General features: G+C 62.9%; 13 protein-coding genes and 1 tRNA gene. 8 read left to right on the plus strand and 6 right to left on the minus strand.

Features of this window, described 5'->3' with window-relative positions:
* Positions 1-46: 46 nt before the first annotated feature.
* Positions 47-120, minus strand: a tRNA-Cys gene (locus ACIP1G_RS29005).
* Between the two features lie 154 nt (positions 121-274).
* Positions 275-1,300: a protease SohB gene (gene sohB / locus ACIP1G_RS29010; RefSeq protein ID WP_400743390.1), complete on the minus strand. Its 1,026-nt coding sequence runs from the start codon at positions 1,298-1,300 to the stop codon at positions 275-277.
* A gap of 197 nt (positions 1,301-1,497) precedes the next feature.
* Between sohB and ACIP1G_RS29015 the strand changes: the two genes are divergently transcribed.
* From ACIP1G_RS29015 to ACIP1G_RS29030, 4 genes are all read left to right on the plus strand, one after another.
* Entirely contained in the window at positions 1,498-2,208 is a 711-nt protein-coding gene (locus tag ACIP1G_RS29015) for a histidine phosphatase family protein (protein WP_400743393.1), read from the plus strand.
* 56 nt (positions 2,209-2,264) lie between these two features.
* Positions 2,265-2,582: an SCP2 sterol-binding domain-containing protein gene (locus ACIP1G_RS29020; protein ID WP_172218639.1), complete on the plus strand. Its 318-nt coding sequence runs from the start codon at positions 2,265-2,267 to the stop codon at positions 2,580-2,582.
* Positions 2,583-2,930: 348 nt separating this feature from the next.
* The gene (locus ACIP1G_RS29025) at positions 2,931-3,998 is read left to right on the plus strand and encodes a phosphotransferase family protein (protein ID WP_400743395.1); all 1,068 of its coding nucleotides are present in this window, start codon (positions 2,931-2,933) and stop codon (positions 3,996-3,998) included.
* A gap of 36 nt (positions 3,999-4,034) precedes the next feature.
* Complete coding sequence (locus ACIP1G_RS29030; RefSeq protein WP_400743397.1) at positions 4,035-4,802, plus strand: SDR family oxidoreductase; 768 nt, start codon at positions 4,035-4,037, stop codon at positions 4,800-4,802.
* Here ACIP1G_RS29030 and ACIP1G_RS29035 read toward each other — a convergent pair whose 3' ends face one another.
* From ACIP1G_RS29035 to ACIP1G_RS29045, 3 genes are all read right to left on the minus strand, one after another.
* Positions 4,803-5,624, minus strand: coding sequence for a class I SAM-dependent methyltransferase (locus tag ACIP1G_RS29035; protein WP_400743400.1), 822 nt, complete (start codon positions 5,622-5,624; stop codon positions 4,803-4,805).
* A 218-nt stretch (positions 5,625-5,842) separates the two neighbouring features.
* A complete protein-coding gene (locus ACIP1G_RS29040) occupies positions 5,843-6,193 on the minus strand; it encodes a hypothetical protein (protein WP_400743402.1) in 351 nt (116 codons plus the stop codon).
* 72 nt (positions 6,194-6,265) lie between these two features.
* A complete protein-coding gene (locus tag ACIP1G_RS29045; RefSeq protein ID WP_400743405.1) occupies positions 6,266-7,426 on the minus strand; it encodes a GGDEF domain-containing protein in 1,161 nt (386 codons plus the stop codon).
* A gap of 224 nt (positions 7,427-7,650) precedes the next feature.
* Here ACIP1G_RS29045 and ACIP1G_RS29050 point away from each other — a divergent pair, with 224 nt between their 5' ends.
* The 4 genes from ACIP1G_RS29050 (at position 7,651) to ACIP1G_RS29065 (ending at position 11,990) form a co-directional block, all read left to right on the plus strand.
* Positions 7,651-7,842 (plus strand): hypothetical protein, encoded by a 192-nt coding sequence (locus ACIP1G_RS29050; protein ID WP_400743406.1) that lies wholly within the window; start codon positions 7,651-7,653, stop codon positions 7,840-7,842.
* Positions 7,843-7,916: 74 nt separating this feature from the next.
* The gene (locus ACIP1G_RS29055) at positions 7,917-8,309 is read left to right on the plus strand and encodes a glycine zipper domain-containing protein (RefSeq protein ID WP_400743409.1); all 393 of its coding nucleotides are present in this window, start codon (positions 7,917-7,919) and stop codon (positions 8,307-8,309) included.
* A gap of 287 nt (positions 8,310-8,596) precedes the next feature.
* Positions 8,597-10,426, plus strand: coding sequence for an SLC13 family permease (locus ACIP1G_RS29060; protein ID WP_400743412.1), 1,830 nt, complete (start codon positions 8,597-8,599; stop codon positions 10,424-10,426).
* Between the two features lie 139 nt (positions 10,427-10,565).
* On the plus strand, positions 10,566-11,990 hold the full coding sequence (locus ACIP1G_RS29065; protein ID WP_400743415.1) for a diguanylate cyclase: 1,425 nt from the start codon (positions 10,566-10,568) through the stop codon (positions 11,988-11,990).
* Position 11,991: 1 nt separating this feature from the next.
* On the opposite strand, the gene ACIP1G_RS29070 is transcribed toward ACIP1G_RS29065, so the two are convergent.
* Positions 11,992-12,753: a sulfite exporter TauE/SafE family protein gene (locus ACIP1G_RS29070; protein WP_400743417.1), complete on the minus strand. Its 762-nt coding sequence runs from the start codon at positions 12,751-12,753 to the stop codon at positions 11,992-11,994.
* Between the last annotated feature and the right edge of the window lie 33 nt (positions 12,754-12,786).

Genomic DNA, 12,786 nt, shown 5'->3' on the forward strand with positions numbered 1-12,786 from the left:
ATTAAAAAAGCCCCGCAACCTCAATGGCTGCGGGGCTTTCGAATGGTGGAGGCCGAGGTCGGAATCGAACCGGCGTAGACGGATTTGCAATCCGGAGCATAACCACTTTGCTACTCGGCCTCAAAGGTTGGATCTAGCTGCTTGCGCTTTGCTATCTCCTTGAAACGCTGAACCTTTTTCAAAGTTTGCTGCGTTTCGATGGGCGCCATTATGTCTTCATTCTTTTAACCTTGCAACCCCCTGAACGAAAAAAAATTTCAACGGGTTCAAGGTCTTAGCGCAGGCGGCCGAGTTTACTCCATAACCCCACCACAGTGTTCTCCACCGCGCCGCTGGCGGCCACGCCAATTCGCTCCTGCAGGCTCTTGCGTTCGGCATAGTGCAGGTGGAACAGGTTGGCATTGCGCGCACGCTCGCTAAGGTACTCATCGCTGGTCTGCAGTTCGTCTACCAGCTTGCGGTTGAGTGCCGCCACGCCCAGCCAGACTTCGCCGGTGGCCACTTCATCGATGTGCAACTGCGGGCGATAGCGGGCGACAAAATCCTTGAACAGCTGATGGGTGATGTCCAGGTCTTCCTGGAACTTCTCCCGGCCCTTTTCGGTGTTTTCGCCAAACACCGTGAGGGTGCGCTTGTACTCGCCTGCGGTCAGCACTTCGAAGTCGATGTTGTGCTTCTTCAGCAGGCGGTTGACGTTGGGCAACTGCGCCACCACGCCGATCGAACCCAGTACGGCAAACGGCGCGCTGACGATCTTCTCGCCGATGCAGGCCATCATGTAACCACCGCTGGCGGCCACTTTGTCGATGCACACGGTCAGCGGGATGCCGGCCTGGCGAATGCGTGCCAGCTGCGAGGCAGCCAGGCCGTAGCTGTGCACCAGGCCGCCACCGCTTTCCAGGCGCAGCACCACTTCGTCACGCGGGGTGGCGAGGGTCAGCAGCGCAGTGATTTCGTTGCGCAGGCTTTCAGTGGCCGACGCTTTGATATCGCCATCAAAATCCAGCACGAAGACCCGGCCCTTTTCTTCGGCCTTGCCCTTGCCCTTCTTCTGCTGCTTTTCCGTCTTGGCCTGCTGCTTGCGCAGGGCCTTGAGCTGGGCCTTGTCGAGCAGGCCAGACTCCAGGCGCTCGCGCAGGTCCTTGTAGAACTCGTTCAGGCGGGTGACCTGCAATTGCCCACCCTGTTTGCGCCGCCCTTTGCCACGCAGCCCGGCGATGGCCGACAGCACCATCAGGATGGCGATGACCAGGGTGGCGGTTTTGGCGAGAAAGCTTGCGTATTCGGCAAGAAACTCCACGTTGACTCCTTAAATGCCTGCGCCACTACGGCGCGTAACTGTTGCAAGCATACCGTTGCGCCTGAGGTGCTGCCAGCCGGTGTAAACGCTGGCAACACCTTTCAAACAACCTTTTCAAACGCTTGTATGTTTTTTCGTTGACAGCCCGTGTGCCGCATCCTAACCTCGCAGCAACCTCCAACAGGCCGGAACCTTTCGTGGGCAACCTCTACCTGATCCGACATGGCCAAGCCTCCTTCGGTGCCGATGACTACGATGTCCTCTCGCCCGTGGGCATGCGCCAGAGCCAGGCGCTGGGTAAGCACCTGGCCCAACTGGGTGTGCGGCTGGACCGCTGCGTGGCTGGTGACCTGCGCCGCCAGCAGGATACCGCGCGCCTGGCCCTGGAAGCATTGCATGCCAATGGCTGCCCGGTACCGGCTGTTGAGACCGACGCTGCATTCAATGAGTTCGATGCCGACGGCGTGATCCGTGCCCTGCTGCCTGGGCTGCTGCCGGAAGAGCCCGATGCCCTGCATGTCCTGCGCAATGCTGCGCAGCACCGCAGCGAGTTCCAGCGCCTGTTCGCGCTGATGGTGCAGCGCTGGCACGATGGCGCGCATGCCGGCGACGGCCTGGAAACCTGGCAGGCGTTCACGGCTCGCGTTCAAGCTGGCTTGCAACGCCTGCTCGATAGCACCGGTAGCGGCGACAATATCGTTGTGTTCACGTCGGGCGGTACCATTGCCGCCCTGCTCCACCTGGTTACCGGTATTACCCCCAGCCAGGCGTTCGCGCTGAACTGGCAAATAATCAACACGTCGCTCAGCCACCTGAAGTTTCGCGGCCGCGACGTGGCACTGGTTTCCTTCAACAGTCAGGCCCATGTGCAGCTGTTGAGGGCGCCGGAGCTTGTCACTTACCGATAAGACCGGCTAGTTGTGTCCCTGCGGGGACGTGTAAATCAATCTATAAGGAATGCGCCATGACCTCCGTAGCTGATGCCGTTAAAAAGATGCAAGAGAAGTTCAACCCATCCGCTGCCGCCGGCCTGGACCTGGTGTTCGGCTTCGACATCACCGACGAAGGCAAGAAATACGCGCTGATCGTCAAGGACGGCACCTGCGACCTGCAGGAAGGCGAGAACCCGGATGCCAACTGCACCCTGGTAATGGACAGCGAAACCCTGAAGGGTATCGTCAGCGGCGAAACCGACGGCATGCAGGCCTTCATGGGCGGCAAGCTGCGCGTTGAAGGCGACATGATGCTGTCGATGAAACTCAGCGAGCTGTTCCCGTCCTGAGGGCTGGGGATATCGGCTGAACGAAAAACCGAAGCCTGACCGGCTTCGGTTTTTTTTGCCTGTTCCAGACTGCGCCGGCTTTGTGTAGGAGCGGCCTTGTGTCGCGATCGGGCCGCAAAGCGGCCCCAGGATTTGCGCATCATGCAAGATTGCGGGGCCGCTTCGCGCCCCGATCGCGACACAAGGCCGCTCCTACAAAGGAATGCGCAAAGGCAAACAAGTGGTTACATCAAGGCAGTTGATCGTGGAGCAACACCCACACCTATATGTCACCTGGCACGCTTGTTCCAGCCGCGGCAGACCATTAGATTAGCCAATAGTCCTTGCGAACGAGAATAAGGAAAACGCATGACGCTCACCGACCAGTCCACCCAGGTACGCCCCGGCGAAGAACTCGATGCGGCCGTCATCGACCCTTACCTAAAAGCCAATATCCCCGGCCTGGACGGCGTACCGAGCATCAGCCAGTTCCCTGGTGGCGCCTCCAACCTTACCTATCTGATCAGCTACCCAGGCCGCGATTTCGTGCTGCGCCGCCCGCCGTTCGGGCAAAAGGCCAAGTCAGCCCACGACATGGGCCGTGAGTTCCGCATTCTCAACCAGTTGAACAACGGCTTCCCCTACTGCCCCAAAGCCTACGCGCACTGCACCGACAGCAGCCTGATCGGCGGCGAGTTCTACGTGATGGAGCGGGTCAACGGCATCATCCTGCGTTCAGACATTCCGCCCGAACTGGGCCTCGACGCCGACCGCACCGAAGCCCTGTGCAAAAGCTTTATCGACCGCCTGGTCGAGTTGCATCAGGTGGACTACAACGCCTGCGGCCTGACCGACCTGGGCAAGCCAGAAGGCTATGTGCAACGCCAGATCGAGGGCTGGACCAGCCGCTACGAAAAAGCCCTGACCCCAGACGCCCCACGCTGGGAGAAGGTGACCGCCTGGCTGCACGAGAAGATGCCGGCAGACTACCCGCGACCCGCCATCGTGCATAACGACTACCGTTTCGACAACGTCATCCTCGACGCCGACAACCCCATGCGCATCATCGGCGTGCTGGACTGGGAAATGGCCACCCTGGGGGACCCGCTGATGGACCTGGGCAACAGCCTGGCTTACTGGATCGAGGCCGACGACCCGGCACCGGTGCAACTGATGCGCCGCCAGCCGAGCAATGCACCGGGCATGCTCAGCCGCCGCCAGTTTGTCGATTACTACGCCGAGCGCGCCGGCATTCGCCTGGACAACTTCGATTACTACTATTGCTATGGCCTGTTCCGCCTGGCCGGCATCGTTCAGCAAATCTACTACCGCTATTACCACGGCCAGACCCAGGACAAGCGCTTCGCCCAGTTCATTCACATGAACCGCTTGCTGGAGCAGATGAGCTTGCAGGTCATCGCCAAGTCCAGCCTCTGAGCACCGCCCATGACGACGGATAACAAGGAAAACAGCATGTCCAAGACCCACCTGTTCGACCTCGACGGCAAGATTGCCTTCGTCTCTGGCGCCAGCCGTGGCATCGGCGAAGCAATCGCCCACTTGCTGGCCCAACAGGGCGCCCATGTGATCGTTTCCAGCCGCAAGCTCGACGGTTGCCAGCAGGTGGCGGACGCCATCACCGCTGCCGGTGGCAAGGCAACTGCGGTGGCCTGCCACATTGGTGAACTGGAGCAGATCCAGCAGGTGTTCGCCGGCATCCGTGAGCAGTTCGGCAAGCTGGACATTCTTGTCAACAACGCCGCTACCAACCCGCAGTTCTGCAACGTGCTGGACACCGACCCGGGCGCGTTCCAGAAGACCGTGGACGTGAACATCCGCGGTTACTTCTTCATGTCGGTGGAGGCCGGCAAGCTGATGCGCGAGCACGGCGGCGGCAGCATCATCAATGTGGCGTCGATCAATGGGGTGTCGCCCGGCCTGTTCCAGGGCATTTACTCGGTGACCAAGGCGGCGGTGATCAACATGACCAAGGTGTTCGCCAAGGAATGCGCGCCGTTCGGTATCCGCTGCAACGCCCTGCTGCCGGGCCTGACCGACACCAAGTTCGCTTCGGCCCTGGTAAAGAACGACGCCATCCTCAATGCCGCGCTGCAACAAATCCCGCTCAAGCGCGTGGCCGACCCCAAGGAAATGGCCGGCGCGGTGCTGTACCTGGCGAGCGATGCGTCCAGCTACACCACCGGCACCGCGCTCAATGTCGACGGCGGCTACTTGTCCTGATCAGGCTTTGACCGCCACCAGGGTGTAGCTCAGGGGCAGGCGTGCGGGCTGTTCGCGCAGGCGATATTCACCGTCGTCGCCCTTGACCATCTGCCCCGGCAGCGCCTGCCAAGGGATGCTCTGGTGCTCGACCAACGCCGTCAGTTGCAGCCCATGCGCCAGCAAGGCGGTGATCACTTCGCCCAAGCCATGGTTCCACTCGTGGGTTTCGGTATGGGCAAGGCGCTGGTCGGTTTCGACGTAGGTCTGGTCGTTGTGCCACACCGTCGGCTGTTCATGTTCGAAATACGGGTATTCGAGCTGCAGGCGGTCCTGGTGGTCTTCGTTGACTGCCATTAGCATCGGGTGCCCATCGCGCAGGAACAGCCGCCCACCCGGCTTCAACAAGGCCGCGACCGTGCGCGCCCACGGCTCGATACGGGGCAGCCAACACAGCGCACCAATGCCGGTGTAGACCAGGTCAAAAGTACCTGGCGGCAGCACCTGGTCGGCGGCGTACACGTCAGACTCGACATACTCGATAGCTACTGCGCAACGCGAGGCCAGTGCCCGCGCTTCGGCCAGCGACGCCGCGGAATAGTCCAGACCACAGACCTTGGCGCCAAGGCGCGCCAGCGAAAGGGTGTCGGTGCCGATGTGGCACTGCAGGTGGACGGCCTTGAGCCCATTGATATCGCCGAGCAATGGCAGGTCGAAGCGTACGGTTTCGGAAAGCTGTTCGGGGTGCTGGACGAGCTGCTCGACTTCGTAGTCCTTGGAGGCAGCGTGCAGCGGGGCGCGTTCGTCCCAGCTGGCGCGGTTGAGTTGCAGGGAGTGGTCCATGGTGTCGTCCTTGAATGGTAGGTGCTGATGCTAGCCCTCACCCGCCTCCCAGCGACACAACTGCCTTGCTAAAAATTGTAAAGCTTGCCCAATCACTGTGGGAGCGGGTTCACCCGCGAAGCTGACACCGCGGTGGATGGCACGGGCCTCGCCCGTGTTCGCGGGTAAACCCGCTCCTACAGGGTTATGTGCTGTCCCGGCGGGCGGCTATCTGCTCGTTACAGGCAGGTCGCCGCCGCTGCCCGGCGCTGCAGCGCCACGCCGTCGTTCTTCTGCGCGTAGTAATCCACCCGCGAGCCACCCGCCTGCGGGTAGACGTCCACGAACGCCTCGGCCTCACGGGTGTACACCGTGAACCCACCCTGCTTGCGCGGCTCAAGGTAGCCACTGGCGTCGTCGCCAAACACTTTCTCTTCCTGCCAGCTGAACTGGACGCACTGAGCAACCAGCTCTGGCGCCTTGTGCGAGTCAAGCTGCGCGGTCGGTTTGCCGCCACGGGCCGTTTCCATGGTCGCAGAAGCACAACCGACCAGCATCAGCGCCGCGGCCATCGGCAAAATCGCACGCATGTTCCATCCTCAGGGTAAAAAAGAACGCGACTCTAGCACTGGCGGGTAGCGCGCGTGAATGCTTGCGCGCAGTCAACCGGCCTCGACCACTGCCGCCATGTGCACCGTATTGCGCCCGGCGGCCTTGGCCTGGTACAGCGCAGCATCGGCCTGGCCCAGCAGGCTGGCGGTGCTGTCCCTGAGGCCCGGTACACCACACCACAGGCCGACACTGAAGCGCAGCTCGATCTGGTCACCGGCAAAACGCGCGGGGCTGTGTGCAATGGCCTCGCGCAAACCTTGCAAGGCAGCCATAGCCCCGCGGCGGTCGGTGCCTGGCAACAGCAACAGGAACTCCTCGCCGCCATAACGGCCAAGGCTGTCCCCCTGGCGCAGGCGCTGCTGCAACTGGCGTACGCAATGGCACAGCACCTCGTCGCCGGCCAGATGCCCGTACAGGTCATTGATGCGCTTGAAATGGTCGATATCGATCATCGCCACGGCCAGGCTGCCCTGCTGTTCACGCGCACGGTCCAGTTCCACGGCGAGGCGCTCAAGAATTGCCCGGCGATTGTAGGTACCCGTCAGCACGTCATGCAGGGCCAGGTGCTGCAGACGTGATTCGCTGCGTTCCTTGGCCATCAGCACCAGCCCGATCGAGTACATCATTACCGTGGCGGTGCCGATTGCCACGGAAATGCTCTGTTTGAGGTTGCTGGTGTCATAGCGCATTTCCACCGCCGTGCCATTGGCCACCGCCACCACGCGCATGCCCAGGCCGACCAGGCTGATCAGCGCACCGATTTGCAACAGCAGGTGGGCCCTGCCTGGCCGCTCGGCATGGCGCCACGCCCAGTACAGGATCATCGAGCACTGCAACATCAGCACCAGCGTCGCCAGCAGCATGCGCGGCTCCAAGGTATCGAGCAGCAGCATCAGCCCCACCAGCATGAGCGCGGGAATGACAAAGATGACGCGCCAGGGCACCACCTGCTCACGCACCCTGAACAGGCTGGCCGTATAGAAGGCCAAGGCCAGCGACAGCAGGCAGTTGCCCAGGCCATAGCTGAGCCACAGCGGGGCCTGGGCATACACGGTGTAGCAAACGTAGGCCAGGGCATGCACCAGCAGCCCGCAGCCGGTGAGCATCAGGTTGTCACTGCGGTTGCTGCGCCCGACCAGCAACAGGCAGAAGGCCAGGATGGTGGCGACCAGGGCAACGGCGGCGAACAAGGTAGGGGTGTGGGCGATCATCATGATTCACCGTGTGGCAGTTTGCCGTCTTGGCTGCGGCTTGCCGTGCAGTTTAGGGGCCTGCCAGCGGCCCGACCATGACCGAGCGGGACAGAAAAGCAGCCCGCAAGCACGCCGCTCATCGCTGGCACGACAAAATTTTACCTGCACAGGAAACCAAATGGATCGTTCCCAGTCTCAGAAGGTGTGCCGTAAACCTTTGCGGATCAAGGACCTATATCGTAATGAGCCGTCTTGCAAGCCTTTCGCTGATTGCCGTTGTCCTGCTGACCGCAGGGTGCCATAGCCATCGCTACCATGACGACGACGATGGCTGGCGTGACCACGACCGCGGCCAACGCCACCACCACCGGCATGACCGCGACGATGACGACGATGACAATCGTCAATACCGCGGTGACCGTTACTACCGCTGAAGCGTCTTTTTCTACCCTGACCCGCCGCCCGTTGCGCGGCAACTTAACCCGATGATTTCTTTGAGGTTCGTATCATGCGTCTGACTCTGCCTTCCCTTGCCCTCGGCCTGCTGCTGTGCCAGGGCGCTTTCGCCGGTGACGGTACTGCCGCCATTGGCGGTGGCCTGGGTGGTGTCCTGGGCAACGTTGTCGGCCAACAGCTCGGCGGCAAGACCGGCGCAGCCATCGGCGCCGGCGTTGGCGGCGCAGCCGGCAGTGCCGTCGGTGCTCGCAAGGGCAACCGTACCGAAGCAGCCATCGGCGGTGGCCTGGGCTCGGCCGGCGGTTCGTTGCTGGGCGGCGCAGTAGGCGGCAAGACCGGCTCGACCGTCGGTGCTGGCCTGGGCGGCGCGGCCGGTGGTGCCCTCGGTAACCACCTGGGCGACAACAACCGCAGCGGCAAGAAACACCATCATAAACATCACTGATCCGGTGACCTGAGGCCCCCATAAGCTGATCGGCCGCCTGTCGCTTTCGATGTAGGAGCGGCCTTGTGTCGCGATGGGCTGCGCAGCAGCCCCAACTTTCTGTGCCGTGATGAAAGATCGTTGGGGCTGCTGCGCAGCCCATCGCGACACAAGGCCGCTCCTACACTGGGACCACCTCAGTTCCTAAGACGTAAACACTGCAGCACATCAATACCCCCTTCACCGCAAGCTGGCACATTGGCTGCTACTGTCTATCGTGCCCCTGTGTGAAGGAACACCCCCTCCCCATGAACCAAGAGCTGCTCTGGGTCCTCGGCCTGCTGGCCATCGTCATTGTCCTGTTCGTCATCAATCGCCCACGCATGGACGTGGTCGCCTTGCTGGTGATCCTCGCCCTGCCGCTACTCGGCATTCTCACCGTGGAGCAGGCCCTGGCCGGCTTCAGCGACCCCAACGTGGTGCTGATCGCCGCCCTGTTCGTGATCGGCGAAGGCCTGGTGCGTACCGGCATTGCCTACCGCATCGGCGAATGGATGAGCGAGCGGGCCGGCAACAGTGAGGCCCGCCTGCTGGTACTGCTGATGGTTGCCGTGGCCGGGCTGGGCTCGATGATGAGCTCCACCGGCGTGGTGGCCATCTTCATACCGGTGGTGCTGAGTATCGCCGCGCGCCTGCAACTCTCGCCCAGCCGCCTGATGATGCCACTGGCCTTCGCCGGCCTGATCAGCGGCATGCTCAGCCTGGTGGCCACGCCACCCAACGTGGTGGTGCACAGTGAACTGGTGCGCCACGGCGAGCAGGGCTTCAGCTTCTTCAGCTTCACCCCGTTCGGCCTGGTGGTGCTGGTACTGGGCATCGGCTACATGCTGCTGACCCGGCACTGGCTCAACGGCGAAGTGCGCAAGGACGGCCGCGTGGAGAGCCGCCGCACCTTGCTGGACCTGGTGCTTGACTACAAGCTCAACGGCCGTGAACGGCGCCTGCGCATCCGCCCTGAATCACCGCTGATCGGCCACACCCTGGGCGAACTGGAACTGCGCACCCGGCACGGCGCCAACGTGATCGGCATCGAGCGCCAGCACAAGTTCACCACCCGGGTGATCGCCGCCGACTCCAGCACCGTACTGCACCAGGGCGACGTGCTGCTGCTCGACCTGTTCGCCAACCGCGACGACCTGCGCAGCCTGTGCCAGACCATGCAACTGGAGCCGCTGCACTTCAAGGCCGCCTATTTCATCGACCAGTCCCAGGAATTGGGCATGGCTGAAGTCTCGCTGCCGCCAGGCTCGCAACTGATCGGCAAGAGCATCCTCGACCTGGCCTTCCGCACCCGTTTTGACCTCAACGTGGTCGGCCTGCGCCGCGAGCAGACGGCGATTGAAGAGCAACTAGTGGAAGAAAAACTGCGCCTGGGCGACACCCTGCTGGTGGTTGGCCCGTGGAAGGCCATACGCCAACTGCAGAGCAAGCCAAGGGACTTCCTGGTGTTGAGCCTGCCCGCCGAAATCGACCTGGTCGCACCCGCTCGCACCCGCGCCCCCCAGGCATTGCTCAGCCTGGCGGTGATGGTCGGGCTGATGGTGAGTGGCGCAGTGCCCAACGTCATGGCCGCGCTGATCGGCTGCCTGCTGATGGGCGCAGGCCGCTGCATCGACATGAACAGCGCCTACCGGGCCATCCACTGGCAAAGCCTGGTGCTGATCGTCGGCATGCTGCCGTTCGCCCAGGCGCTGCAGAAAACTGGCGGCATCGACCTGGCGGTGGGCGGGCTGGTCAGCGTGCTGGGCGGTGCAGGCCCCAGCGCCATCCTCGCCTGCCTGTTTGCGGTCACGGCGGTGATCGGCCTGTTCATCTCCAACACGGCTACTGCAGTACTGATGGCACCGGTAGCCGTCAGCACCGCTGCACAGCTGGGCATGTCGCCCTACCCGTTCGCCATGACCGTGGCGCTGGCCGCGTCGGCGGCGTTCATGACGCCGGTGTCCTCGCCGGTCAACACGCTGGTGCTGGGCCCTGGGCAGTACCGCTTTGCTGACTTCGTCAAGATTGGCGTGCCCTTCACCTTACTGGTGATGCTGGTGACCGTGGTGATGGTGCCGTGGTTTTTTGGGTTGTAAGGCGATTGGCAACGCCTAGACGCAACTTGGCATTATCTCGACCGATCGCGGCAGATTGACATCAAGTAGCCTGACGAAACACACTGATGCCTAATTTGCCCCAGGTGCTTTAAGCCGTTGTCCTGGATTTCGTTTCCGCTTGCCGGTCGAGCCCATGGTTTTTCCAACCCAATCGCGCTTATTGCCCTACGTCGTTCTGCTTTGCCTGACCTTTGCCCTCACCCTTGGTGGCATCCTGGCACGTCCGATCGAGTCGCTGTCACTGTTCTGGCCGGTCAATGCGGTACTGGCCGGCGTGCTGCTGCGCTACCCCCGCCAGGCCACGCTGACGGGCTTTGCCCTGGTCTGGCTGGCCATGGTCGGCGCCGACCTGCTGTGCGGCAGCGCCTGGGTGCCAGCGCTGTGGTTCAACCTGTGCAACCTGGGCGTGGTGGTCACACTGTGGCAGGTGCTGTCGCGCTTGCCGCGCCTGCACCGGCGCATGCGCACCCCGCACGGCGTGCTCAGCGTGTTCGCCGCCTGTGCTGCCGGCGCCATGGTGGCGGCCAGCATGGCCGCGGCAATGGCCGCGCCGTGGTTCGAACAGTCGTTGCGCGCCACCTGGCTGGCCTGGTTCAGCGAACAGTTTTCGACCGGCGTGCTAGTGCTGCCGGTGCTGCTCACCGCGCCTACGGTGCGGGCCCTGGTGCGCGGTGGTGCCCAGGCCATCCGCCTGGCGCCGCTGTTGGTGCTGCTGGCCTCGCTGGCGTTCAGTCTCTTCTTTGGTGGCCCTGGGGCCATTGCCTTCCCGATTGCCGCGCTGCTTTGGTGCGCCTGGACCTACTCACCTTTCATGGTTTCACTGTTGACGCTTACCGCCGGCAGTACGCTGATCGTGGCAGTGGCACAAAACCTCATGCACTTCAGTGTGCCGCAAAGCGAGCCCGGGGTGACCACGCTGATGTCGGCGCGCCTGGGCATTGCCATGCTGGTGCTCGGGCCGCTGGTAGTGGCCTGCGTCAGCCAGGCCAACCGCAGCCTGATGGCCCGGCTGGCGCACCAGGCCACCATCGACCACCTCACCGGCGTACTTACCCGCAGCGCCTTCACCCGCCGCGCCAACGCCCTGCTGGACAGCCGCCAGCAACACGCCCAGGCGCTACCGCTGCCCCTGATGATGCTGGACATCGACCACTTCAAATCGATCAATGATGACCATGGCCACGCGGTCGGTGACCAGGTGCTGCGCCAGTTCGCCAGCACCCTGCAAGACCAGTTGCACAACGATGAGTTGTTAGCGCGCCTGGGCGGCGAGGAATTCGTCGTCGTCCTTCCCGGCCTTGCCCCCGAACGGGCCAAGTTCACCGCCGAACGCCTGCGCCGCGCCGTGCAGGACCTGCACGTGGTGCAGGCCGACCAGCGCCTGCAGATTACCGTGAGTATCGGCCTGGCCGGCTGCGACGCCGACGTGCCGGCCCCCAGCCTGGACGAACTGCTGGCAGATGCCGACCAGGCGCTGTACCGGGCCAAGGCCCACGGCCGCAACCGCGTCGAACAGGCCGAGCCGCAGCGCCAGGTGATGTGAACTAGCCGGCCAGCAAGTCCCAGGAAAGCTTGGCGATCAACACGCACAACAGCACCAGGAACAGCCCGCGCACAAAGCCCGCGCCCTTGCGCACCGCCAGCCAGGTACCGGTCAACGCACCGAGGATGTTGCACAGCGCCATGGGCAAGGCAATGGCATACAGCACATTGCCCGTCGGCACGAAGAACACCAGTGCCGCCAGGTTGGTGGCAATGTTCACCACCTTGGCCGAGGCCGAGGCGTGCAGGAAATCCAGGGCAAAAAAGCGAATGAACAAAAAGATCAGGAAGCTGCCGGTGCCCGGGCCGAACAGGCCATCGTAAAAGCCGATGGCGCCGCCGATCAGTACCGCCAGGCACTGCTCCTTGCGGCCGATCTGAGCCGGTTTGTGCAACGTGCCGAAGTCCTTCTTGCAGAAGGTGTAGATGGCCATCAGCACGATCAGCACCAGCACCGCCGGGCGCATCACGCTGGGCGGCACCAGCGACACCGTGGCAGCGCCGGCGAACGACATGACAAAGGCACTGAGCGCCGCAGGCACGATCAGCCCCCAGTCCAGCGTCACCTTGCGGATGAACGAACGTGCCGCGAAGGCCGTGCCACACACCGACGCCAGCTTGTTGCTGCCAAGCAATGCCGCCGGTTGCGCGGTGGGCAGCACGTTGAACAAGGCCGGGATCTGGATCAGCCCGCCGCCACCCACGGCGGCGTCGATCAAGCCAGCGGCGAAGGCGAAAACAGCAAGCACAGCAATATCCATCATGACGCGGTTCCAGGCAGTAAAGACCCCGGCAAG

The sequence above is a fragment of the Pseudomonas sp. NPDC089392 genome, assembly GCF_044749595.1.
Classification (GTDB): Bacteria; Pseudomonadota; Gammaproteobacteria; order Pseudomonadales; family Pseudomonadaceae; genus Aquipseudomonas.